At 67.1% G+C, this 23237-nt stretch carries 27 protein-coding genes; 14 read left to right on the top strand and 13 right to left on the bottom strand.

From position 1 onward, the window contains the following. Window positions 1–13: 13 nt before the first annotated feature. The gene (locus tag D3D02_RS12820) at window positions 14–223 is read right to left on the bottom strand and encodes an HEWD family protein (protein WP_121570394.1); all 210 of its coding nucleotides are present in this window, start codon (window positions 221–223) and stop codon (window positions 14–16) included. A gap of 153 nt (window positions 224–376) precedes the next feature. Between D3D02_RS12820 and D3D02_RS12815 the strand changes: the two genes are divergently transcribed. Both D3D02_RS12815 and D3D02_RS12810 read left to right on the top strand, forming a co-directional pair. Beyond that, complete coding sequence (locus tag D3D02_RS12815) at window positions 377–931, top strand: class I SAM-dependent methyltransferase (protein ID WP_121570393.1); 555 nt, start codon at window positions 377–379, stop codon at window positions 929–931. Window positions 932–1041: 110 nt separating this feature from the next. Then, window positions 1042–1191, top strand: coding sequence for a rubrerythrin-like domain-containing protein (locus D3D02_RS12810; RefSeq protein WP_121570392.1), 150 nt, complete (start codon window positions 1042–1044; stop codon window positions 1189–1191). Window positions 1192–1468: 277 nt separating this feature from the next. Here the strand turns inward: D3D02_RS12810 and D3D02_RS12805 are convergent, their stop codons facing one another. Continuing rightward, entirely contained in the window at window positions 1469–2380 is a 912-nt protein-coding gene (locus D3D02_RS12805; RefSeq protein WP_121570472.1) for a DUF368 domain-containing protein, read from the bottom strand. Window positions 2381–2650: 270 nt separating this feature from the next. Between D3D02_RS12805 and aglM the strand changes: the two genes are divergently transcribed. Both aglM and D3D02_RS12795 read left to right on the top strand, forming a co-directional pair. Next, the gene (aglM, locus tag D3D02_RS12800) at window positions 2651–3943 is read left to right on the top strand and encodes a UDP-glucose 6-dehydrogenase AglM (protein WP_121570391.1); all 1293 of its coding nucleotides are present in this window, start codon (window positions 2651–2653) and stop codon (window positions 3941–3943) included. Between the two features lie 249 nt (window positions 3944–4192). After that, window positions 4193–5368 (top strand): redox-regulated ATPase YchF, encoded by a 1176-nt coding sequence (locus D3D02_RS12795; protein ID WP_121570390.1) that lies wholly within the window; start codon window positions 4193–4195, stop codon window positions 5366–5368. A 149-nt stretch (window positions 5369–5517) separates the two neighbouring features. Here the strand turns inward: D3D02_RS12795 and D3D02_RS12790 are convergent, their stop codons facing one another. After that, window positions 5518–6639 carry a pyridoxal phosphate-dependent aminotransferase gene (locus D3D02_RS12790; protein ID WP_121570389.1) on the bottom strand — a complete coding sequence of 374 codons (1122 nt, stop codon included), beginning with the start codon at window positions 6637–6639 and terminating at the stop codon, window positions 5518–5520. 254 nt (window positions 6640–6893) lie between these two features. On the opposite strand from D3D02_RS12790, the gene D3D02_RS12785 reads away from it, so the two are divergent. The 3 genes from D3D02_RS12785 to D3D02_RS12775 are packed head-to-tail and all read left to right on the top strand — an operon-like array spanning window position 6894 to window position 9621. After that, entirely contained in the window at window positions 6894–7964 is a 1071-nt protein-coding gene (locus D3D02_RS12785; RefSeq protein ID WP_121570388.1) for an ABC transporter substrate-binding protein, read from the top strand. Beyond that, complete coding sequence (locus D3D02_RS12780; RefSeq protein ID WP_121570387.1) at window positions 7961–8845, top strand: ABC transporter permease; 885 nt, start codon at window positions 7961–7963, stop codon at window positions 8843–8845. Before D3D02_RS12785 ends, D3D02_RS12780 begins: the two co-directional genes overlap by 4 nt. After that, window positions 8842–9621 carry an ABC transporter ATP-binding protein gene (locus D3D02_RS12775; RefSeq protein ID WP_233560655.1) on the top strand — a complete coding sequence of 260 codons (780 nt, stop codon included), beginning with the start codon at window positions 8842–8844 and terminating at the stop codon, window positions 9619–9621. The genes D3D02_RS12780 and D3D02_RS12775 overlap by 4 nt, the downstream gene beginning before the upstream one ends. Window positions 9622–9664: 43 nt before the next feature. Here D3D02_RS12775 and D3D02_RS12770 read toward each other — a convergent pair whose 3' ends face one another. Then, the gene (locus D3D02_RS12770; RefSeq protein ID WP_121570385.1) at window positions 9665–9862 is read right to left on the bottom strand and encodes a hypothetical protein; all 198 of its coding nucleotides are present in this window, start codon (window positions 9860–9862) and stop codon (window positions 9665–9667) included. Between the two features lie 133 nt (window positions 9863–9995). On the opposite strand from D3D02_RS12770, the gene D3D02_RS12765 reads away from it, so the two are divergent. Then, complete coding sequence (locus D3D02_RS12765; protein WP_121570384.1) at window positions 9996–11345, top strand: DEAD/DEAH box helicase; 1350 nt, start codon at window positions 9996–9998, stop codon at window positions 11343–11345. 38 nt (window positions 11346–11383) lie between these two features. Here the strand turns inward: D3D02_RS12765 and D3D02_RS12760 are convergent, their stop codons facing one another. Then, window positions 11384–11785, bottom strand: coding sequence for a transcriptional initiation protein Tat (locus D3D02_RS12760; RefSeq protein WP_121570383.1), 402 nt, complete (start codon window positions 11783–11785; stop codon window positions 11384–11386). Window positions 11786–11946: 161 nt separating this feature from the next. Here D3D02_RS12760 and D3D02_RS12755 point away from each other — a divergent pair, with 161 nt between their 5' ends. Further along, entirely contained in the window at window positions 11947–13509 is a 1563-nt protein-coding gene (locus D3D02_RS12755) for a DUF790 family protein (RefSeq protein WP_121570382.1), read from the top strand. 56 nt (window positions 13510–13565) lie between these two features. Here the strand turns inward: D3D02_RS12755 and D3D02_RS12750 are convergent, their stop codons facing one another. Both D3D02_RS12750 and D3D02_RS12745 read right to left on the bottom strand, forming a co-directional pair. Beyond that, a complete protein-coding gene (locus D3D02_RS12750; RefSeq protein ID WP_121570381.1) occupies window positions 13566–14102 on the bottom strand; it encodes a hypothetical protein in 537 nt (178 codons plus the stop codon). Beyond that, a complete protein-coding gene (locus tag D3D02_RS12745; RefSeq protein WP_121570380.1) occupies window positions 14099–15037 on the bottom strand; it encodes an RsmB/NOP family class I SAM-dependent RNA methyltransferase in 939 nt (312 codons plus the stop codon). The genes D3D02_RS12750 and D3D02_RS12745 overlap by 4 nt, the downstream gene beginning before the upstream one ends. A gap of 153 nt (window positions 15038–15190) precedes the next feature. Here D3D02_RS12745 and D3D02_RS20655 point away from each other — a divergent pair, with 153 nt between their 5' ends. The 3 genes from D3D02_RS20655 (at window position 15191) to D3D02_RS12735 (ending at window position 16987) form a co-directional block, all read left to right on the top strand. Beyond that, window positions 15191–15361, top strand: coding sequence for a hypothetical protein (locus tag D3D02_RS20655; RefSeq protein ID WP_158599368.1), 171 nt, complete (start codon window positions 15191–15193; stop codon window positions 15359–15361). A 114-nt stretch (window positions 15362–15475) separates the two neighbouring features. Then, a complete protein-coding gene (locus D3D02_RS12740) occupies window positions 15476–16216 on the top strand; it encodes a proteasome assembly chaperone family protein (RefSeq protein ID WP_121570379.1) in 741 nt (246 codons plus the stop codon). A gap of 84 nt (window positions 16217–16300) precedes the next feature. After that, a complete protein-coding gene (locus tag D3D02_RS12735; protein WP_121570378.1) occupies window positions 16301–16987 on the top strand; it encodes a nucleotide exchange factor GrpE in 687 nt (228 codons plus the stop codon). 27 nt (window positions 16988–17014) lie between these two features. On the opposite strand, the gene D3D02_RS12730 is transcribed toward D3D02_RS12735, so the two are convergent. Both D3D02_RS12730 and D3D02_RS12725 read right to left on the bottom strand, forming a co-directional pair. Further along, complete coding sequence (locus D3D02_RS12730; RefSeq protein ID WP_121570377.1) at window positions 17015–17938, bottom strand: DUF4349 domain-containing protein; 924 nt, start codon at window positions 17936–17938, stop codon at window positions 17015–17017. A 152-nt stretch (window positions 17939–18090) separates the two neighbouring features. Continuing rightward, window positions 18091–18942 carry a polymer-forming cytoskeletal protein gene (locus D3D02_RS12725; RefSeq protein ID WP_121570471.1) on the bottom strand — a complete coding sequence of 284 codons (852 nt, stop codon included), beginning with the start codon at window positions 18940–18942 and terminating at the stop codon, window positions 18091–18093. A gap of 117 nt (window positions 18943–19059) precedes the next feature. On the opposite strand from D3D02_RS12725, the gene D3D02_RS12720 reads away from it, so the two are divergent. Continuing rightward, entirely contained in the window at window positions 19060–19263 is a 204-nt protein-coding gene (locus D3D02_RS12720; protein ID WP_121570376.1) for a DUF5800 family protein, read from the top strand. Window positions 19264–19313: 50 nt separating this feature from the next. On the opposite strand, the gene D3D02_RS12715 is transcribed toward D3D02_RS12720, so the two are convergent. Together D3D02_RS12715 and D3D02_RS12710 are read right to left on the bottom strand one after the other, a co-directional pair. Continuing rightward, window positions 19314–19997 carry a dolichyl-phosphate hexose transferase gene (locus D3D02_RS12715; protein WP_121570375.1) on the bottom strand — a complete coding sequence of 228 codons (684 nt, stop codon included), beginning with the start codon at window positions 19995–19997 and terminating at the stop codon, window positions 19314–19316. 75 nt (window positions 19998–20072) lie between these two features. Further along, complete coding sequence (locus tag D3D02_RS12710; RefSeq protein WP_121570374.1) at window positions 20073–20858, bottom strand: ribonuclease H-like domain-containing protein; 786 nt, start codon at window positions 20856–20858, stop codon at window positions 20073–20075. Window positions 20859–20983: 125 nt separating this feature from the next. On the opposite strand from D3D02_RS12710, the gene D3D02_RS12705 reads away from it, so the two are divergent. After that, a complete protein-coding gene (locus D3D02_RS12705) occupies window positions 20984–21688 on the top strand; it encodes an SOS response-associated peptidase (protein ID WP_121570373.1) in 705 nt (234 codons plus the stop codon). A 69-nt stretch (window positions 21689–21757) separates the two neighbouring features. Here D3D02_RS12705 and D3D02_RS12700 read toward each other — a convergent pair whose 3' ends face one another. Further along, on the bottom strand, window positions 21758–22522 hold the full coding sequence (locus D3D02_RS12700) for an amino acid ABC transporter ATP-binding protein (protein WP_121570372.1): 765 nt from the start codon (window positions 22520–22522) through the stop codon (window positions 21758–21760). Beyond that, a complete protein-coding gene (locus D3D02_RS12695) occupies window positions 22519–23235 on the bottom strand; it encodes an ABC transporter permease (protein WP_121570371.1) in 717 nt (238 codons plus the stop codon). The genes D3D02_RS12700 and D3D02_RS12695 overlap by 4 nt, the downstream gene beginning before the upstream one ends. Between the last annotated feature and the right edge of the window lie 2 nt (window positions 23236–23237).

Here is a 23237-nt window from a genome sequence, read left to right as displayed (position 1 = left end):
GGGGATCGAGGCCTCAGGCTTCCGCCGCGCTGGATTCGTCCTCGAACGGCACGAACCTCCCGTTGATGTCCCACTCGTGGATACAGTAGGGGCTACCGATGGCCTGCGGATTGCCGTCGTCGTCGACGGCGAGACGCCACGAACCGACGTCGTCGTCCCAGATCTCCGTGCGGCCGCAGCGCTCACACGTTCGTTCGGTCGGGGTTACGAGTGTCAGTGACATATCCCTGGGTCTGCGCGCGACCCTGTTAATCTTGTCTGCTACGGCAGCGTGGGAACGTTCCGGATCCGGTGCGGTCGTCCCCACAAGTCACTGCGATATCGAAGCATCTGCCGGCGAACACACCTTTAGGTCCGCTCCACGTCTGTATCAGATATGGGATTCCACACGTTCGACGCCGAACGGGCGGAGGCACTGGAAAGACCGGACCGCTATCGGTTCTGTTCGCGCGAGGAACTGCTCGCTGCACTCGACCCCTCGCCAGGCGATGTCGTCGCGGACGTCGGCAGCGGGACTGGCTTTTTCACCGACGAGATCGCCCCGTTCGTCGAGAAGGTCTACGCCATCGACGTGCAACCGGAGATGCACGATCACTACCAGGAGAAGGGCGCGCCCGACAACGTCGAATTCGTCACGGCCGAAGCGTCCTCGATGCCGCTCGACGACGACGAACTCGACGCCGCGTTTTCGACGATGACGTTCCACGAGTTCGCCAGCGACGAGGCGCTCGAAGAACTCGCACGCGTGATTCGCCCGGGCGGTCGCGTGATCACCCTCGACTGGTCGAAGACGGGCGCAGGCGAAGATGGCCCACCGGTGAGCGAACGCTTCGGGCTCGCCGACGCCGTCGAGTACTTCGAGAGTTCCGGCTTCCGAACCGTCGATGCGACGTCGAGAATTGAAACATTCCTCCACTCAGCTAAGAAATAGCGCCCAGATATTTCACGTCTGTCCGATATATTATTTTATTATAACTCTATAGAAGGCATTTTTGCCATATCAGGACAACAGTTATCCGTGCGTGTGATTCTGTACCAGATATGGTGATATACAACGGACGCGTCGACCCCTACCACCCCGACAAGAGTCGATACGAGTGCCGAGCGTGTGGTTCTCGCGTTGATAGCGGCGGTGTCTGTGAGAAGTGTGGGAGCAAATCGCTGGTGAACATCGCGGTCCCACGGGAGTGATCGACTGGACAGGATCCTGACGGCGGCGGTGCCGAACGGTTGGTGTCACGTGTTTGGTCGAGCGACACCACACACCATCGGCTCGCCGTTTCTCCCATAGTCGAGTGGTAACCTCCCCCCGACCGCGCGGACGCCCCCAGGTGGCCGGATCGAATCGGGCTCGCGTATCCGCGATCGACCGCCGACGCGGTCGGGGATCCTGTGTCTTGCTGTCGTCAGTCACGATCCGGCCCCGTTTCCGTTCGCTCTTCGTGGCCTCTTCGAGCGTCCGCCGCAGTCAGATGTCGCCGTCGATATCGGCGATACCGGTGTAGTGCTCCAAGAGCACCACGAGAACCGCACCGACCACTGCCGCCGCCACGAACGCCGCGACCGCGGTCGGTGTCCAGGTGCGGCCGAGTTCGGTCAGCTGCTCGCCCGTGCGGACGATCGGTGCACGGAGCGCACCGACGATCAGCGCGACGAGAAACGCGAGCGTCGCAGTTCGGGCGCGGTTCAAGGCCCAGCGAACGGCGTGTGCGACGGTGAACAGGCCGACGAACGCACCCGCGATGAAGGCGACGACGACGACGCCGTGCTCTCGCAGCGGCGCAAGAGGCCCGCCGGTCACTGTCGCGAGCAGCGCGTCGACGAACGCCGAGAGCGTCCCCGTCATATACTCGTACTGTCCGAGGATGACGAGCAACAGCGACCCCGAGATGCCCGGGAGGATCATCGCGCTGACCGCGATCGCACCGGCGAGGACGGTCACGGGGAGTCCATCACCGAGCGTCGCGGCCGCTCGCCCGGAGACGACGAACGCGAAGACGAACCCGGCGACGGCGGCCGCCGCACGGGCCGGTGTGTCGACAGCGACCTCAGAGAAGAGCACCCACGCGGAGGCGGCGATCAGACCGAAGAAGAACCCGAAGGTGAGCACGGGCATCGTTTCGATTCCGGTGTGGACGATGCGGGTGACGGTCACGATCGCAGTGGCGATTCCGGCTCCGAGTACGAGCAAGAATCCGGCGTCGACCGCGCGGAGCGCGCCGACGGCGTCGTTGCGATGGCCGGGGAGAACCCCGAGGAGGACGGCGCGGATCCGCGCGAGCGAGACAGCGGTGATCGCAGCGATCAGCCGCTCGTAGATGCCGGTCACGAGTGCAATCGTCCCGCCGGAGACGCCTGGGACGGCGTCCGCAGCCCCCATACAGACGCCTTTCAGGTAGACGACGAGCCAAGACGACGTCGCGACCTGGTGTGACGTCTCTGCGGGACTCCGAGACGTCTCGGTAGCTCCGCGTGACGTCCCCACATCGGACGTTTCGCTCGCTGCGCGCGACCCGTCTCGCTCTTTCGACATAGCGCACCCTTCGGTGGCCCCCTACTCCGGGCTTTCGCTTCGGCCCGTAGGCGGCGCGGAGCGGGATCGCGACCGTAGACGCGAAAATTGAAACCGACGGCCGCTATCCCCACAGATATGCGAATCAGCATCGTCGGCAGCGGCTACGTCGGGACGACGATCGCGGCGTGCTTCGCCGAGGTCGGTCACGACGTGGTCAACGTCGACATCGACGAGGAAATCGTCGCGTCGCTCAACGACGGCGCGGCCCCGATTCACGAGCCGGGGCTCGACGACCTCGTCGCCGCACACGCCGGCGACGGCCTGCGCGCGACGACCGACTACGCGGCAGTCCGCGACACTGACGTGACCTTCCTCGCGCTCCCGACGCCCTCCGAGGAGGATGGCCACATCGACCTCTCGATTATGGAGGCCGGCGCGCGCTCGCTCGGCGCGGCCCTCGCCGAGAAGGACGACCACCACGTCGTGGTCACCAAGAGCACAGTCGTGCCGACGACCACCGAAGAGGTGATCGCGCCGATCCTCGTTGAGGAGTCGGGCAAGACGCTCGGTGACGATCTCGACGTCGGAATGAACCCCGAGTTCCTGCGCGAGGGCAGCGCTGTCGAGGACTTCCTCTCGCCCGACAAGGTCGTCCTCGGCTCTGAGACCGACCGCGCAGCGGAGACGCTCCGCGGCGTGTTCGACCCGCTCGTCGCGCAGGCCGGCGACCCGCCAGTCGTCGAGACGGGCGTCGCCGAGGCGGAGATGATCAAGTACGCCAACAACGGCTTTCTGGCGGCGAAGATCTCCCTGGCGAACGACATCGCGAACATCTGCAAGGAGTACGGCATCGACTCCGAGGAGGTGCTCTCGGCGATCGGCCTCGATCACCGGATCGGCGCGGCGTTCCTCGGCGCGGGCGTCGGCTGGGGTGGGAGTTGCTTCCCCAAAGACGTCGCCGCGATCATCGCCGCCGCTCGCGACGTCGGATACGACCCGGCGATGCTCGAAGCCGCCGTCGAGGTGAACGATCGCCAGCCCGTTCGATTGCTCGATCTACTCGGGGACCACGTCGATCCCGACGGCGCTCGCGTGGCGGTGCTGGGTCTCGCGTTTAAACCCGGCACCGACGACATTCGGAATTCGAGATCGATCCCGCTGGTCGACGCACTACTGGAAGCGAACGCCGAGGTCGTCGGCTACGATCCCGTCGCGACCGAGAACTTCCGGGAGCGCTACCCCGAGATCGAGTACGCCGGGTCGCCGGCGGAGGCGCTCGACGGAGCAGACGCGGCGCTCGTCGTCACCGACTGGCCCGAGTTCGCCGACCTCGACGAGGCGTTCGACGCGATGGCGACGCCAGTCGTCGTCGACGGTCGTCGGATCATTACGCGCCGCGACGGCATCGTCTACGAATCGCTGGTGTAGGCGGTTGCTGGTGGAGAGTGGCGAACAGTCGGCACCCGCGTTAGCGTCGCTCTGTGCTCGCGTCGACGTGCCGAACGACCGCTGTCCGACGCGAGGCGAAGGTCAGATCACGGCGGGGGTGGCCTCGGCATCGGATATAAACCCTCGCCGCGGGCGGTGTCGCAGGAACGTCGCCGCTCGCGGTGATGGTGCGGGGAACGCGACTCGACGGACGGAAACCTACTTGCCGCCGTCGCCCGTCTCGTCGATATGCTCTCGCTAGCGCTCGCTGGCAAGCCCAACGCGGGCAAGTCTACTTTCTATCGGGCGGCGACGATGGCCGACGTCGACGTCGGCAACTACCCGTTCACGACGATCGATCCCAACCGTGGCGTGACCCACGCTCGGACGCGCTGTCCCTGTCTCGACCGTGAGGAGCGCTGCGGCAACTGCGAGGACGGCGTCCGCTACGTCCCCGTGGAACTGCTCGACGTCGCCGGACTCGTCCCCGGGGCGCACGAGGGGCGCGGCCTCGGCAATCAGTTCCTCGACACCCTGACCGACGCCGACGCCATTCTGGCCGTCCTCGACGCGGCCGGCGGCACCGACGCCGAGGGCGAACCGGTCGAGATCGGGACGTACGACCCCGTCGAGGAGGCCGACTTCGTCGAGGCCGAACTCGAACAGTGGCTCGCGGGGATCATCGAACGCAACTGGGAGACGGTAGTTCGCAAGTCCCGGTCGCCGGACTTCGACATCGACGAGGCGCTCACGGAGATGCTGACGGGGTTCGGCGCCACCGAGTACGACGTGGCCGCGTCGCTGCGGGCGCTCGAGTACCCTGACGACCCACAGCAGTGGACCGACGAGGACCGCGAGCGACTCGCACGCGACGTCCGCGAACGGACGAAGCCCATCGTCCTCGTCGCCAACAAGGCCGACGTCGCGCCGCCGGAGAACGTCGAACGCCTCCGCGAGGAGGACAAGCCCGTGATCCCATCGACCGCCGACGGCGAGCTCGCGCTCCGGACGGCCGCGGAGTCGGGGGTGGTCAGCTATCACCCCGGCGACGACGACTTCCAAGTCGTCGGCGACGTCTCCGACGCCCAACGAGAGGGCCTCGAAACGATCCGCGAGGTGATGTCAGAACACGGCGGCACCGGCGTCCAGCAGGCGATCAACACCGCCGTCTACGACGTTCTCGATATGGTGACCGCCTACCCCGTCGAGAACGAGACGAAGTGGACCGACGGGACGGGCGAGACGCTCCCCGACGCGTTCTTGCTCCCCCGCGGGTCGACGCCGAAGGACCTCGCGTACGCGGTCCACACCGACATCGGCGAGGGGTACCTGCACGCGGTCGACGCGCGCTCGAAGCGCCGAATCGCCGAGGACTACGAGCTCGAAGAGGGCGACGTCATAAAGATCGTCAGCACGGCGTCGTAGCTGTCAGGGGGCGTCGCCGTATTGCGTTGGTGTGCCAGGAGGAAAGCGGTTCACCGAGTGCGCGGCCCAGGCGGCGCGCTCGGCCTTTTTCGTCCAGTTTTTTAGCCGAGCGAGTCGCCGGAAGCGACCCCGAGGCGAAGAAAGGTGGGTTAGACGACGGCGTCGTAGGCCTCGGCCATCACGTCGAGCGCCTCGCGCAGATCGTCCTCGTCGGTCGCATACGAGAGTCGCGCGTAGCCGCGGCCGTGCTCGCCGAACGCCTCGCCGGGCACGACGATGACGTCGCGGTCGAGACACGCCTCGACGAAGCCCTCGGGCACCTCGGGCATACAGTAGAACGCGCCGCCGGGCGTCGGGACGTCCAGGCCGATGTCGGTGAGGCCGTCGACGACGAGGTCGCGTCGCCGCCGGAACGATTCCGTCATCTCGTCGACCTGCTCCTGGGGTCCGGTGAGGGCCGCTTCGGCGGCGAACTGCGACGGTGCGGCGGCACAGGCCTGCGCGTACTGGTGGACTCGGAGCATCCGCTCGATCCGGTCGGAAGATGAGGTGACCCAGCCGAGCCGCCAGCCGGTCATCGAGTAGAGCTTCGAGGCCGAGTTGACGACGACGACGTTGTCGCTCTCGGCGAACTCGATGGGCGACCGGAACTCGCCGTCGAAGACGGTGTACTCGTAGACTTCGTCGGAGATACAGAGCACGTCGTGCTCGTCGGCGATGCGAGCGAACTCGCGAACGTCTTCGGGTGGCGAGACTGCACCGGTCGGGTTGCCGGGGCTATTGACGACGAACGCGACGGTATCTTCGGTGATGGCGTCCTCGACGGCCGCGGGGTCGAGCGTCAGGTCGTCGCGCAGCGGCACGGGGACGGGTGTGCCGCCGGTGAGTCGGGTGAGCGCGTCGTAGGAGACGAAACCCGGATCCGGGATGAGGACTTCGTCGCCGGCGTCGACGTGAGCCTCGAGGGCGATGTGGAGCGCCTCCGACCCGCCGGCGGTGGCGATCACGTCGCTGGGGTCGACGTCGACGCCCTGATCGCGCGCGTGCTTGTCGGCGATGGCCTCACGGAGCGAGCGCATCCCCTTGTTCTCGGTGTAGCCGTCGGCCTCGCCGTTTCGGATGGCGTCGGCGGCCGCCTCACGGGCGTGCTCCGGCGCGGAGAAGTCCGGCTGTCCTAATCCGAGGTTGATCGCGTCTTCGCTCGCGGCCTCGAACACCTCGCGGATTCCACTGATCGATACCTGCTCGACTCGGTCCGAAAAGTGCGTCATACTCTCTGGCGCGTCGGCCACCGGGTTAGGTCTTGCTTCCTCGGCCGGGAGTTCCACTCGACCGGGGACGGCCCCAGCCCGATACCGGCAGAATAGTCTGGTATCTCGGACGCCACCCGTTTCGCTCTGCCGTCACGGACGAGGCGGTTGCGACGACCGAATCCGCCGAAATCGGTCTCATCGAGCGTCGAGCGTGGGTGCGAGGTTCGCCGCGTGCACGCTTCAATTATACGTAGGGCGCTAGGAACAGATAGATGACGACCGATCCGACGAACGAGCGATCGACGGTCTCGCGACGGCGCTTCCTGCAGACGACCGCTGCCGCTTCGGCGGCGGGACTCGCGAGCGTCGCCGGGTGTGCGGGCGGGACCGGCGGCGGAAGCGGCCTCGACGAGATCCGCGTCGCGTATATGCCGATCTACCCCGATATGCAGTACTTCGTGATGCGCGAGGAGGGGTACACCGACGAACTGTCTGCGACAGTCTCCGGTGAGGTGTTCTCCGACGGGCCGAGCATCGTCCAGGCGTCCGCCACCGGCGACTTCGACGTGATGATGTTCGGCGTCGTGCCGGCGATGATCGTGATGGACAAGGGCATCCCCGCGAAGATCACCGCCGCGAACATCCAGAACGCGATGCAGATCCTGGCGCACGACGACTTCGCGGCCACCTGGGAGGCTGCCGACTCGGGCGCGGAGGCCTTCGCACGCTTCGAGGAAGAGCAGGGGCGAAAGTTCACCTTCGGGACGTTCCCGCCGGGGTCGGTTCCGGACATCCTGCTCCGCTACTGGCTCGCCGAGGTCGTCGGCGTCGATCCCGAGAACGACGTGAACATCACGGCGCTCGGCGGCGCGGGACCGGTCCGACAGGCGCTTCTCGCTGGCGAGATCGACGGCACCTCGATTATGGAGCCGGTACCGACGGTCGCCGAGATCCGGGACGCGCCGTACCAGTCGATCGCGTGGGCGGGCGACTTTATGCCCGGCCAGCCCGCGGCGGTCACACTGATGCACGACCGCCTCCGCGAGGACAACCCCGAGCAGGCGGCGGCGTTCGTCGAGCAGCACCAGCGTGCGACGACGTTCGCCACGGAGAACCCCGACGCGGCCGCCCAGCACGCCAGCACCGTCATCGGCGAGTCGTCGCTGCCGGTCGAAACCGCGCGGCAGGCGATGGACTCGCCCGCCTCCGACTTCATCACGGATCCGCACAAGATCGCCGAGGGCGCGCAGATCTTCTCTGAGTACGCCGCGGAACTCGGAAAGACCAGCGAGGCGCTCTCGAACGACCAGCTGTTCGACTTCGGGGTGTACGACTCACTATGAGCCTCGAAACGGGAACCGGCGCGGCGTCGGACCCGGCTGCGGCCCCAGAGGAGGCCGCCGAGGCGGACTCGCTCGGTGATCTCTCGGAGTTCGACGTGTCGAGCCTCGCCTACGGCGCAGTCGGGACGACTGTCTTCCTCGCAGTCTGGCAGGCGGCCGCGCTCGCTGTCGGGCGGACGTATTTACTCCCCTCGCCGGTCGAGGTCGCGACCGCGTTCGTCGTCGAACTGACTGCTCCGACGACGTTCACGGTCCCGTTCGTCGGCGCGTCGCTGCCGGCGACGCGACTCACCGCGAACCTGCTCCAGAGCCTGTTGCACTACCTTCCGGGTCTCGTCGTCGGGAGCGTCCTCGGCATCGCGCTCGGCGTCGGAATGGGATGGAGCGGCCGACTCGACGACGCGCTCACGCCCGTCACGCGCTTCCTGCGGCCGATCCCGCCGCTGGCGTGGATCGTCTTCGCCATCGTCTGGATCGGAATCGGCCACGGCGGCGCGGCGTTCATCGTCGGCATCGGCGCGTTCTGGATCAACTTCTACAACGCCTACGCGGGCGTCGAGGGCGTCTCGACGCACCTCCGCGAGGTCGCGGCGAGTCTCGGCGTCGACGACGACCTGACGATGATCCGCAAGGTGATCCTGCCGGCCGCGACGCCGTCGATCGCGACCGGCGTTCGGACGAGTATCGGACAGTGCTGGATGATCGTCGTCGCCGCCGAACTGTTCGGCGCGCCGGGCGTCGGGTTTCAGATCATCAACGCGGCGCAGAACCTCGCGACGGACGTGAGCGTGGCGTATATGGCCGTCATCAGCCTGGTGTTCCTCGTGAGCGACGGGGCGTTCCGCCGGGTCGAACGGAGGGTGTTGGCGTGGCGGGACTGAGCGAACCGTCCGCGGCTGATCCGCGTTCCGACGACGCGAAAGTCGTCGTCGACGGGGTAGGGAAGGTCTACGAGTCCGAGCGTCAGCGCGTCCGGGCGCTCTCGGGCGTGGACTTCACCGTCGACGACGGGGAGTTCGTCTGCCTGGTCGGCCCCTCGGGCTGTGGGAAGACGACGCTCTTTCGGACGATCGCCGGCCTCGAAGCGGCCACGGAGGGGGAAATCAGACTCGACGGCGACCCCGTCACCGGACCGGGGACCGATCGCGGAATGGTCTTTCAGGAGTACGGGCTGTTCCCGTGGCGGACCGTCCGCGAGAACGTCGCGTTCGGCCTCGAAGAGCAGGACGTTCCCGAACCCGAACGAAGTAGCCGCGTCGAGGAGATGCTCGGTCTCGTCGGCCTCGCGGAGTTCGCCGACGCCTACCCGAAGGAACTCTCCGGCGGGATGAAACAGCGCGTCGGAATCGCCCGCGCGCTCGCGGTCGACCCCGAGATCCTGCTCGCCGACGAGCCGTTCGGCAGCGTCGACGCCCAGACCCGCGATATGCTCCACGAGGAACTGCTGCGGATCTGGTCAGAGACCGAGAAGACGGTGCTGTTCGTGACGCACGACGTCGAGGAGGCGGTGAAGCTCTCGGATCGCGTGGTCGTGATGGCCGCCGATCCGGGTCGGGTGAACGAGATTGTCGACGTCGATCTCGACCGCCCGCGCGAACGGACCGAGCCCGCGTTCGCGGACTACGTCGACCGGATCCGGACGCTGATCGGGGACTGAGAGGCGGTACGCGGCCGGTCGGCTATTGGTCTTCGCCGATCGGCTATTGACTTTCGTGCGCGTCGCGGAGCTCCTCGACGTGCGTCATCACGACCGAGAGCGTCGCGTCGGCGTCGACGTAGCCACGGTCGTAGTCTTCGTGCGCCGAGTCGACGTCGCGGAGGAACTGCGCGACGGTCTCCTCGAGCGGTTCGGCCTGTTCTGTTTCGTTTTCCTCGACATCGCTGGAGTCGTCGGTCATACCGGGTTCTCTCGCGTCGACGGTGAAAAGCGCGCCGTCCCGGTGCGGACGGACCGGCCGCGGCTGTCTCGGAACAGTCGGATACCACAGCCGCGGCCGACAGTATATATACGATCACGACGGACCAACGAGCGTGATCACGCTGCGGTTCGAGGACGGCACGGTCCGGGTGTCGGGACTCGAGGAGTCGGATCGGGCCGTCGAGTCGCTGCCGGGCGTCGCGTGGGACGAGCGCGGACTCGTCGCTCGTGCGCCCGCCCATCGGTACGCAGAGCTTCGCACAGCCCTCCGCGAGCGCGACGTCGCGTTCGAAGATCGGGTGCTCCCGGACGAACGGCTGTCGCTGTCGCACTCGTACGACCTCCGACCGTACCAGACCGAGGCGATCGACGCCTGGCGCGAAAACGACGAGCGGGGCGTCGTCGAACTCCCGACCGGCGCCGGCAAGACGGTACTCGCAGTCGACGCCATCGCCGCGCTCGGCGTCCCGACGCTCGTGGTCGTGCCGACGATCGACCTCCTCGACCAGTGGCGACGCGAACTCGAAACGGAGTTTGGTGTCCCAGTGGGGCAGTTCGGCGGCGGTCAACAGGAACGAGAGGCGATCACGGTCTCGACGTACGACTCGGCGTATCTCCGCGCCGAAGACGTGGGCGGCGACTTCGGATTCGTCGTCTTCGACGAGGTTCACCACCTCGGGGGCGAGGGCTACCGCGACGCCGCGCGCCTGCTCGCGGCGCCCGCACGACTCGGCCTGACGGCGACGTTCGAGCGGCCCGACGGCGCCCACGAGGTCGTCGCGGATCTCGTCGGCCCGAAAGTGTACGAGGCGTCGGTCGACGACCTCGCGGGCGAACACCTCGCCGACTACGAGGTCCGGCGGATCGAAGTCGCGCTCAGCTCGACCGAACGCGACGCCTACGACGAGGCCCAGGGTACGTTCGTCGACTACCTAAAACGCTCGAACCTCTCGCTGCGGAGCGGCTCGGACTACCGAAAGCTCGTGATGCGCTCGGGCACCGACCCGAAGGCTCGCGAGGCGCTCCTCGCGAAGCAACGCGCGCGGCGGATTATGATGAACGCCGACGCGAAAGTCGACACGCTGGGGCGGCTCCTCGATCGCCACCGCGACGACCGGGTCATCGTCTTCACCGCACACACCGACCTCGTCTACCGGCTCTCCGAGCGGTATCTCCTCCCGGCGATCACGAGCGAGACCGGCACGAAAGAGCGGCGCGAGATCCTCGAACGCTTCCGCGAGGGAACGTACTCGCGGGTCGTGACGGCGAACGTCCTCGACGAGGGCGTCGACGTCCCCGACGCGAACGTCGCCGTCGTCCTCGCCGGCTCAGGTTCCGAACGGGAGTTCACCCAGCGGCTCGGGCGAGTCCTCCGCCCCAAGCGCGACGGCGGACGCGCGCTGCTCTACGAGGTCGTGAGCGAGGAGACCGCCGAAGAACGGGTCGCAGACAGACGGCGGTAGGGCCGAGTGGTGCTGCGTGCTGTCCTCGAAGCCGCGGCCTACTCCAGCGTGACGTTGAGGTCGCCGTTGCTCGTGAACTCGTCGTAGGCGACGTCGAACGTGACCGCCCACTTCGCGGTCCCATCGGCGGCGACGGTGACGGACGTCTCTCGTTCGAGGTCGTCGCTGCCGACGCGGACCGTGACGGCGACGGTGGCAGTTCGCTGGGCACCGCTGCGGTTCTCGACCGTCCCGAAGACCCGGAGCGCGTCGTCGTCGGTCGCCTCGAAGTCGAACGTCCCGACCGCGAGATCGGGGCGAGACGGGGTCTGTCGGGGCTGATCGGCGGGCGCGTCGGGAGCGTGACGCGGTCCCGTCGCCCTCGGCGGGGCACCGAGACAGCCGCCGAGGACCGTCGCGACCAACCCCGCACCGGTTCGGAGGACGGGTCGTCGCTTCATCGTCCGCTCAAGGCTCGGCCGCGCGTATGAGTCTTCTCCTCCAGTGCTTCGGGGCGACGCCACAGCCGTGAGACGGGACGGACCGACACCTCCGCCGTGAGACTGCACGGGACGATGGCCGCAGCGGCACGCTCTTGTCCCGCCGTCTCGAACCCCTCGGCGTGCTGCGAAAGGACCTCCTCCGGGTCTCCCGGGCCGGTGGCGGCTATCACCCGCAGTTCGTGGGCCAGAGCGACCGCCCGCTCGCGGCCCGCGTCATCGGCGTCTTCCAGGGCCACGTCGGACAGCCGCGTCACGCCCTCGACGAGGCGCTCGACGACCTCGAACGCGACGCCGACGACTTCAAACTCGTCCGGGGGTTCGCCGCGCTGCTCGAACGCGAGGCGACGTTCGAGACGCGCGCGCCGCTGCCGCCCGAGCGCGTCCGCCGCGTCGTCTTCGAGGCCTCCGAGGACGCCGGCGCGGTCGTGAGCGGCGACGACCGACGGGCGGCGCTGGCCGAGGCCGCAGACAGACTCGGGGCCGATGTCGAGGCCGTCGAGCACTCGCTGTACGCCGACCGCGACGTCAACGAGGTGCTCGCGGGGTTCGACTCGCGTTGGAGCCCCGATCAGCTCGTCGAGCAGTACAACCTCTCGCTGGCGCAGACCGCGCTGTTCGACGCGACCGAGGTCCGGATCCGGAGTTCCGACCCGAAACGGCTCGTCTCGGCCGTCAAACGACTCGGGCTACTGTACGAGATCCGGCGCGAGAACGGCGACGATGGCGACGGAGCCGACCAGCCGATCGCCGAGCGCGAACTCGTCGTGACGGGACCGGACGCGCTCTTCCGTCGAACGCGTCGCTACGGGACCGTGTTCGCGCGCCTGTTGCGGAGCGTCGCGACCGCCGCCGAGTGGTCGCTCGCGGCGACGATCGACGATCGCGGGACGGAGCGCGAGCTGCTGCTCGGTCCTGAAGGCGTCTCGGTCCCGGACGTCGAACCGGTCGCCGAGCCGACCTACGACAGCGGCGTGGAAGCCGACTTCGCCGCCCGCTTTTCGAATCTGGATCTCGACTGGGACCTCTTTCGAGAGCCCGAACCGCTCGCGGCGGGCGCGCGGGCGATGATCCCCGACTTCGCGTTCGAGTACCGGCCGGGCGGCGACGGCGGATCCGCGAGCCCGTCGCTGCGCGTCTTCTTCGAGGTGATGGGCTTTTGGACGCCCGAGTACGTCGAGAAGAAACTCGATCAGTTCGGGAGCGTCGCCGACGACGTCGAACTCCTCGTGGCGGTCGACGAGTCGCTGGGCGTCGGCGAGGAGATCGAAGCCCTCGACCACCGCGTGGTCACGTTCTCCGGACGCGTGCGCGTCAAAGACGTGGTCGACGCGCTCGGAGAGTACGAGTCCGACCTCGTCGCGGCTGCCGCGGCGGAGCTGCCCGACGAACTCGTTCCCGACGACGACGTGATCGACCTCGACGCGCTGGCAGCGGAGCGCGGTGTGAGCGTCGACGCGCTCGATTCGGTCTCGTTCCCGGAACACGAGCGCGTGGGTCGGACGTTGATCCGTCCCGACGTGTTGGAGGCGCTCGACGCGGAGATCAGCGCGGGGATGTCGCTCGCGGACGCGGAATCGGTCCTGGAGCCCCACGGCATCGCCGACGCATCCGCAGTCCTCGCGCGACTCGGCTACCGAGTCGCGTGGGAGGGACTCGGCGGCGGGACGATCGAGGAGAAGTAGTCTCGGGGCGGGGTCGCAGTAGCTTGGCTCGCCTATCCGGCGACTGCTCGTCTCGCCTATTCGAGGTCCTCGCGCCGCCCTTTCGGGACGGTCGAGCGGAGTTCGCCGTGGAGATACAGGCCGACGCCGATCGGCTCGACGTCGCCGGCGATCTCGTGGGCGGCGACGACGTAGCCCCAGTCGCCGTCCCAGCGGGGGAGGTCCTGGTCGTCGCCGCGGGCGAAGCAGGCGGCCTCCTCGCCGTCGAGGACGACGACGTTCTCCGTCGCGTCGCGACAGAAGCGCTGGACGGCGTTCGTCGAGGGCTTCCAGTGTTCCTGGCGCGCCCGCAGGATCCGCAGGCCGAGTCCCTCGACCGCGATCGGTGAGACCACGTCGGCCGCGAACGCCCAGATCTTGCCGTTACCTTTCTCCCAGAACGTGTGTCCGTCCCACGTCTTCGGCGGGACGCCGAAGCGTTGGTCCCACCACTGGAGGACCTCTTCGCGGGTGGGGCGACCGGGAACGACGCGCTCGTCGGCCGTCGCCGGCAGCCGATCGAACTGCTGACCGTCGTTCTCCGGCGGGTCGGCGTTGGAGTCGGCGTCGGTCACGCCGTCACCTCCAGTTTGGCGCAGAAGAACCCGCCCGTGTCGTTGCGATGCGGGTAGACTCGGTGCGCCAGTCCGACCGACGGGTCGTACGTCTCGCCGTCCCACTCGGTGACGCCGGGATCGGTCTCGAACCCGTCCGGGGCGTCCCACTCGCGCATCTCACAGTCGCCCTCGTCGAGGACGTGATCCAGCACGGCCTCGTTCTCCTCGGGAGCGAACGTACAGGTGGAGTAGACGACGGTGCCGCCGGGTTTCGTCGCCTGGATGGCGCGGCGGAGGATCCCCTTCTGGATCCCCGCGACGCTCTCGACGTGGGTCATCGACCAGCGATCCAGCGCGTCGGGGTTCTTCCGGATGGTGCCTTCACACGAGCAGGGAGCGTCCACGAGCGCTTTGTCGAACGCCTCGATGCGCTTTGGGTCGTCGGTTCGGTCGCCGAACGGCTTGAACGAGAAGTTTCGAGCGTCCTGATTGGTCACGACGAGGTTCGTGATGCCCAGTCGTTCGGCGTTGTGTCGAAGCGCCGAGAGCCGTCCGAGGTTGTTGTCGTTGCCGACGAGGACGCCTTCGTCGTCCATCAGGTCCGCAAGTTGAGTCGTCTTGCTTCCCGGGGCCGCCGCGGCATCCCAGACGACCTCGCCGGGTTGTGGATCGAGTGCGAGCGCGGGCAGCGCCGAGACTTCCTCTTGGCCGTGGAGCCAGCCGTGAAAGTACGGCCAGGACGTACCGGGGCCGCGCTCGTCGAGACGAAGCACGCCGGGGTGCCAGTCGGTCGCCTCGTAGGCGACGCCCTCGGCGTCGAGCGCCTCGCGAGCGCGATCGATCGACGCTTTCAGCGTGTTGACGCGGACGACCGAGGGCAGCGGCCGTTCACACGCCGCGCGGAACGCGTCGAAGTCGTCGACGAGCGACGCGTACCGCTCGAGTGGTTGCATACCTTCGTCATCTGCCCGCGCTCGCTTGTGGGTGTCGGTTCAATCCGCGGCGCGGTCGCGTGCGATTATTCGCCGTATTTATATCTGGTCGTCGTTCTCAGTGCGCTGTGCTGTCGAATCACATTTACTGTTCATCTGAGAATAACGGAAACTATGAACCAGAGAACAGTTTCAAAAGTCCGGAGGACGGTGGAATGTGCGATCGAAGACACTGACGACAGGGAAGTCCGCTTCGCGCTTCGGCAGGCCGCGCAGTTACTTCTCGCCGTCGAGGAACGCGCCGACGACGAGTTGGGACCGCCACAGACAGCAGGGCCGGTGTGACTCTCCTCGTCCGTCTTGTGCAAGCACGCTGACGAGAGCGATTACTTCTGGGCTCCGGTATCGCGAGCACAATCGCCCAGCGGTTTTACCACCGGCCGGGTCGTCTGGGGGAGTATGGCTCGGATCGCCGTGCTCACAGACGACGTGTCGCTGTCGGAACCGTCGATGGTGGAGGGATTCCCCGGGGTCGGACTCGTCGGGAAGATCGCTGCCGACCACCTCGTCGAGGAGTTCGAGATGACGCACTACGCCAACGTCTACTGCGACGGTATCCCCGAAGTCGCCGTCTATCGCGAGAACGACGCCGAACTCCAGCCGCCGGTCCGCATCTACGCCGACGAGGACCGCGATCTGCTGGTCCTCCAGAGCGACGTCCCCGTTCGCCCGGACGCCGCGGGCGAACTCGCCGACTGTCTCGCGAGCTGGTTCGAGGAGCTCTCGGTGACGCCGCTGTATCTCTCGGGGATCCCCCGCGAGAAGGAAGGGAGCGTTCCGTCGCTCTACGGCCTCGGGACGGGCGAGGGAGTCGGCATCGTGGCCGACGTCGGGATCGAAGCCCCCCACGAGACCGGCCTCGTCTCCGGACCGACGGGCGTCCTCCTGAGCAACGCCGTCGAGTCGGGACGGACGGCAGTCGGGCTCGTCGTCGAGTCGGATCCGCGGTTCCCCGACCCGGAGGCCGCGCGCGTGCTGATCAAGGAGGGGATCGAGCCACTCACCGGGCTCGACGTTCCCGTCGACGACCTCGTCGAGCGCGCCGAGCAGATACGGCAGGCAAAAGACCGGCTCGCAAAGCGGATGCAGGAAGCCGGCGAGGAGAGCACGCAGGCGCGCCCGATCGGAATGTACCAGTAGCGGCCGGCCGTTCTGCGCCGCGGTCTGCGCGCTGGGACGACACCTTTCTACACGTTTAAGGCTCGCCGACTACTCCCTCCGGGTATGAGCGACGAGTCCCCCGAGAGTCGTGCGGCCGCGTCCGACGCCGAGAACGCCGAGGCAGAACACGAATCCGTCGACACGGACGCCGCCGCGAACGGCGAAGTCGACCCCGACAGCGGGGCCGCCGGGGCCGCGGCCGACGAGGAGATTCCTGACGTCGCCTCGCGCGTCGCCGACTACGATGACGACCTCGCCGACGAGGTCGCGGCGCTGGAGTCGCGGGTCGCCGAGGCCGAGTCCGACCTCGAAGCGAAAGCCGAGCGAGTCGAGGAGCTCGAGAGCGCGCTGAAGCGCTCGAAGGCGGACTTCAAGAACTACAAGAAGCGCGCCAAAAAGCGCGAAGACGAGATTCGAGAGCGCGCGACCGAGGACTTCGTCGGTCGCGTCGTCAGCGTTCGCGACAACCTCGTCCGCGCGCTCGACCAGGACGAGGACGCCGACATCCGGCCGGGTATCGAATCGACGCTCGAAGAGTTCGATCGAATCCTCGAAGACGAGAACGTGACGACGATCGATCCCGAACCCGGCGCTGCAGTCGATCCGATGCGCCACGAAGTGATGATGCGCGTCGACGACGAACAGCCCGAAGGGACGGTCGTCGACGTCTACCAGCCGGGCTACGAGATGGCCGGGTCGGTCCTCCGTGAGGCACAGGTCACCGTGAGTACCGGCGAAAGCGACTCCTAACCCCGTTCTGTCGCGGTCCGTCGCTTATCATCCAGTCGCCAGATAGCGGCGCCCGACCCGCCAGAGGAGGCCGGCGACGACGAGGACCGGCAGTGCGAACGCGATCAGGTATGGGAGCGCGAAGGCGAAGCCGACGACGACCGCGCGGGCGACGATGACGACGCCGTCGACCGACTGCATAAACGCCGATAGCACGGGCGTATCGTACCAGCGGTCGGGTGCGACGCGATTCGGCGTCGGGCGAGGTTCCTCGAGGCGAACGGTCAGCGTCGAGTACGCGACCTGTCGCTGGAGGTTCTGCTGTCGCGCTTCCAGGCGTTCGATCTCACCCTGCACGTCCGAGAGTTCGCGCTGGACGGCGAGGACGTCTTCGGTGTCGTTCGCCTGCTGGTAGAGTTCTCGGAGGCGGTCGCGCTCGGCGCGGAGATTTTCGAGGCGGGCCTCGATATCGACGAGTTGGTCGGTCACGTCGCGGGAGTTCACCTCGACGGACTGCACCTCGCCGAGTCCCTGGGCGTCCGCGACGAGGGCGTCGAACTCCTCGCTCGGCACGCGGAGCACCATCTCGCCGCGGATCCACGTCTCGTTGCCGATCTGTCTGCGGTCCTGCCGGGTGTCGCTGACGTAGCCGCCGTAGCCCTCGACGGTCGTTGTGAGGTTCGACTGCGCGGCCCCGAAGTCGTCGACTTCGACGACGACGGTGCCCGTGCGGATTATCGCGCGGTCGGTCGGCATCGCGACGTCACCCGACGCGCCGCTGCCGGCCTCCTCTGGCGCTTGGGTCGCTGCGGGCGTGCCTGTCGCCCGCGCGCCCGTGTCGGCTGCGATCTCCGTCGCCTGTTCGACTCCTCCGCTCGCACCGCCGTCGCCGCCACCGGTCGACGCGCCGCACCCGGCGAGGGCGACGAGTGCGACGATCGCGAGCGCCGCGAGTGTGCGTCTCGATACCATTTCGAGTTCGAGTACGACAGACCGACGGAAAGGCGCGCCGGTGGCACAAAGGGGTGTTTGAGTTTCGAGCGGTGGGTCAGAATTCGGGTCTCGAAGGACTGCGCAAAGCGGTATGTGAGTCGCGAGGGACGGCCCAAACGCCGAGTGTTCGGCTATTCGGCGTCGCGAGAGCCGTCCGAGCGGATCAGTCGCATATCGCCGGACGCGCGGATCGTCCCGTCGACGTCGCCGCCGTCGTGGAGTTCGAGATCCGAGCAGGAGACGTCACCGAGGACGCGAGCGCCGTCGGCGATCGTGACGGTGCCGTCTCGGGTCGTCACGTCGCCGTGGACGCGCGTTCCCTCGCCGACGGTGATGTCCCCGCGGGCGCGCAGGCTCCCGAAGATGTTGTTGTCTTCCCCGACCGTGATCGTCTCCGCGCGGACGTTGCCGTGGAGCCGGCACTCGTCGCCGATCGTCGCCGGCGTCGACGCCTGCCAGGCGTCGTCGGAGACGGTCGACCCGCGCGGGATCACGAGCGGGTCGTCTTCGCTGTCGCCGGAGAGCGCGTCCGCGAGTTCGTCGGCCGCCTCGTTCTCACCGAGACGGAGGAGCTGCGAGAGGACGACGAAGTAGAAGACGAGCGTCGGGACCGGGTTCCGGATGACGATCCAGCCGTTGGCCTCGAACCCTTCCTCGATGTCGACGTCGTCGCCGATGTCCAGGTCGCCGGAGACCATCAGCCGGCCGCTGACGTGGACGCGTTCGCCGAGGTAGGCGTCTTCGCCGACGAGGACGTTGCCAGCGACGTCACACCAGACGTCGAGGCGGCAGTCGCCCTCGGCCTCGATGTCGCCGCCGAAGGTGACGCGCTCGCCCGCGAGGACGTTCCGGCCTCTGACGCCGAACTCGACGGTGCTCTGCCCGCCGACCACGATGTCCCCGTCGGTAACGAGATCGTGCTCCTCGACGGTCGTTCCGTCGGGGATCTCAAGCGCGTCGAACGGGTCCTGACCGAGTGCCACACTCCGCATCAACACACCCGGCATAATAAACGGCGCGTCAGACGATCGTCCGACGAGCGGTCGTGTTCTCACCGCCGGACTGATGCGCTTTTACTCCGGGACCGATTACGGGGAGCTATGACTGTACTCTCGTTCGACGAGGAGGGCGTCGACGTCGTCTACGAAGGGACCGAATTCCGCCTAGAGAAGGAACTGATCGAGGAGGCGACCGAGAAGTCCTACCCCGACGTGACGGACCACGAAGTGCTTCAGATCGTCGAGGAGAGTCCCTCTCTGAGCGGCGAGCCCCGACGGATCGCCGACATTCTCCAGTCAGCGTAGGTCCGTCGACTTCCCCGCGACCGCGACGCGACCGCTCCGCCGCCTCGTTCTCACCCGAATCGTTCTTCGAGCGCCACCTTCACGATCGACTTCGCGATGGCCGCGCCGCCGCCTAACGGGTCGAGTTTCGTCTCGCCGGCGCGCTCGCGGTACGGGATCGGCTCCTCGCGGATCTCGTAGCCGCGCATCAGCGGTCGCATCAGCAGTTCCGCAGAGAGCCCCGTGTTCTCGGTCCACTCGATCTCGTGGAGGAGTTCACGTCGGTACGCCCGCATCCCGGTCGTGGTGTCGTGGACGCGCTCGCCCATCAGCACCGACGCGAGAACCGCGAACGCGGCGTTACCCAGGCGGTTGAGGCCGGGCATCGCCTCGGCGCCGTAGTACAGGCGGTCGCCGGAGACGACGTCGTAGCCCTCGTTGATCAGGTCCAGAAACTGCGGGAGGCGTTCCATCGGGTAGGTGTCGTCGCAGTCGGTCGTGACGACGACCGGACGGTCCGGCGAGAGAACCGCCTCGCGTACGGCGTAGCCGTATCCCATCGGCGGCTGTTCGATCACAGTCGCGCCGTGCTCGCGGGCGATTTCGGGCGTTCGGTCGCTCGAACTGTCGACGCAGACGACTTCCGCGCGGCCGTCGGTGATCTCCTCGATGTCCGACAGTACCGTGTCGATCGCTTCCTCCTCGTTGTAGGTGCCCATCACGACCGCGAGATCGTCGAAGGTGTACTCGCTCATTACCGATCGTATCAGTCCGGAGTATTTGTATTTTTAGGTTCGCCAAAAACAGCGTTTGAACCCGAGAAGAGAGAGTTACGCGAGCGGGTCCGGGATTCCGGGTGATTCGTCCGCAACAGCCCCGAGCGAGTCGGCGTGCAGGCGGCGGGCGACGACGTCGGCGAGGTTCTGGAGGTTCTCGGTGTCGTCGCGGTTGTACGAGACGAGCGTGTCGAGGGCGTCGTCGTCGCCGTCGCGTTCGTACTGGTACCACAGGCGGACCGCATCGCGGCCCGAGAGGTCCGGACGGTCGCGGTCGATACCGATCTGCTTTTCGATGGACTTCAGGCCGCCGGTCAGGTCGATTCGGCGGCAAGAGTACATCAGGTCGAGGTGGGGCGCGTCGACCGAGAGCGCGAAGTTGTCTTCGAGGAAGGGGACGTCGAACTGCTTGCCGTTGAACGAGACGACGAGCGGGGCGTCGCGGAACTGCTCGCGAAGCGCCGCAGCAGTCAGGTCCTCACCGCGGACGAGCGTCGTCGTCTCGCCGCCCTGCGTGAACGAGACGGTGGTGACGTTCTCCCGACTGGAGTCGAGGCCGGTGGTCTCGATGTCGAAAAAGAGCGCGTCGTCGCGGAAATTCTCGTAGAACCGCCAGGTCTCTCCGGAGGGGAACTGCTCGCCGAAGTAGCGCACGTCGCCGTCGTCGAGTCGTTCCAGAGCCTCCGCGACGAACGACTCCACTCGTTCGCCCGTCTTCTCGCCGAGCGGCGCGCGTGCGGGGTCGAACTCCTCCCAGGTGAGGATGCCGGACTCCCACAGCGAGCGCTCGCGCTTCGCGCCGACCCCGCTCGCGGGGACGAAACTGTTCTCGATACGCATACTCGGGTGAGAGAGCGGCGGGCGCCTAAACCCTTCGAGGGCCGGCGGTCGGTGCCTCGGGGAGGGAGCAGAAACGGCGGCGACACGGCCGGGGTCGTTTTGAGGGCTCGCACCCATCGACGCGTATGTGCGGTCGTTACACGCTCTTTACCCCCGCCGAAGAACTGGCGTCGCGCTTCGACGCGACGTTCGAGGAGCCAGCGGAGCCGCGGTACAACTGCGCGCCCGGGCAGTCCCTGCCGGTCCTCACCAACGACGATCCGGATCGCTTTCGGCGGTTCAAATGGGGGCTGATCCCCTCGTGGGCCGACGACGAGGGCGTCGGCAACGACCTGATCAACGCGCGCGCGGAGACGCTCGCAGAGAAACCCAGTTTCGAGGCGGCCTACGAGCGTCGCCGGTGTCTCGTCCCCGCCGACGGGTTCTACGAGTGGGTGCAGGAGGGAGACGCGAAACAGCCCTACCGGGTCGCGTTCGCCGACGACCGGCCGTTCGCGATGGCGGGGCTGTGGGAGCGCTGGGAGCCGTCACACACCCAGACAGGATTGGGAGATTTCGGCGGCGGGAGCGGTTCCGAGTCCGACGGCGACGACGCCGTCGAATCGTTCACGATCGTCACGACCGAGCCGAACGACGTCGTCGCCGACCTCCATCACCGGATGGCCGTCGTGCTCGACCCCGACGAGGAGGCGACGTGGCTCCACGGCGACGTCGAGGAAGCCGCCGAACTCCTCGATCCGTCTCCGGGCGACGAGTGGGAGGCGTATCCGGTCTCGACGCGCGTCAACAGCCCCGCGAACGACGCCCCAGCGCTGATCGAGCCAGTCTGAGAAGGGCAGAACGGAGAGCGCGTGGAGGTCGCCGTCGAAGACGGCGGAGGTCAGCAGGGATGCGGGCGGTCAGTACACGAGTTCGCCGGAGATGAACTGCTGGGTGCGGTCGTCTGTCGGGTTCTCGAAGATCGTCTCAGTGGGGCCGATCTCGGTGAACCCGTCGCCGAGCAACACCCCGACTCGATCGGCGATGCGTTCGGCCTGGTGCATATCGTGGGTCGCGACGACGACGCCGATGCCGCGGTCGCGGGCTTCCAGAACCGCCTCCTCGATCACACCCGTGTTCCGAGGATCGAGATCCGAAGTCGGCTCGTCGAGGAGGAGATACGACGGGTCGTAAGCTAACGCCCGTGCGAAGGAAACACGCTGGGCTTCCCCACCCGAAAGCGAGCGGGCCTGCTGGTCGAGTTTGTCGCTCAGGCCCACCACGTCGAGGGATCGCTTCACCGCCTTCGGCGTTCCGTTCGAGCCGACGATTGACCACAGCGTGTCGCGAAGCCGATCGTCCCAGGGTTGACGCACTCGGAGTCCGTACTCCACGTTTCGGGCCACGCTGGCGTCGAACAGACTCGCTTCTTGGAACACCGTCCCGACCCGGCGTCGGAGCTGCAGTCGTTCGTCTTCGTCGGCCGACCAGACCGACTGGCCGTCCAGTTCGACTGTTCCCGCAGTCGGTCTGGTGAACAACGCCAAGATACGGAGCAGTGTCGTCTTGCCCACGCCCGACGGGCCGATAACCGCGACGACTTCGCCCGGGTCGACCGAGAGCGTGACGTCTTCGACGACGGTTTCCTCGCCGTAGGCTTGCGAAACGTTCGAGAGCCTGATCATCGGTTCACCGATCCCTCGTCGCCGAATCGAACGACGACAGCGTTCACTGTCAAGACGAGCCCCAGGAGGACCGCGCCGAGGACCATCGCGGTGTCGTACTGGCCTTGGCGGGCTTCGAGTTGGATCGCGGTCGTCAGTGTTCTGGTCTGGGAGATGCCGCTCGCGCTCGTGATGTTGCCGCCGACGATGAGAACGGACCCGACCTCGCTGATCGCCCGCCCGAACCCCGCGAGAATAGCCGTTGCGATGCCGTATCGGGCCTCTTTGATCACGACGAGCGCGACGTCGAGACGCGTGCCGCCGAGTGCGCGGGCGGCGTCGCGGACGTTCTCGCTCACACCAGTGATGGCCGCGAGGCTGATCGCCGTGATCGGCGGCGTCGCGAGCACGAACTGCGAGATAATCATCGCCTCTTTGGTGAATATCAGTTCGAGCGAGCCGAGCGGCCCCTGATTGGAGACGATAAAGAGAACCAACAGCCCGACGACGACGCTCGGAAAGCCCATCCCGGTGTTGATGACCGACTTGACGAACTGCTTGCCCGGGAAGTCGGTGAAACCCATCACGATGGCGACAGGGATGCTAAAGAGCGTACTCAACGCCACCGCAATCCCGCTCACGTACAGCGAGACGTAGATGATGCTCCGAACGTATCCCTCCCGGAAGGGAAAGTCGACGAGCGCCGGAGATAGTAGCGCCGGTTCGAGCGACACGC

The organism is Halobellus sp. Atlit-38R (assembly GCF_003665925.1).
Lineage (GTDB): Archaea > Halobacteriota > Halobacteria > Halobacteriales > Haloferacaceae > Haloquadratum > Haloquadratum inordinatus.
This window is presented reverse-complemented; position numbering and strand designations above follow the sequence as displayed.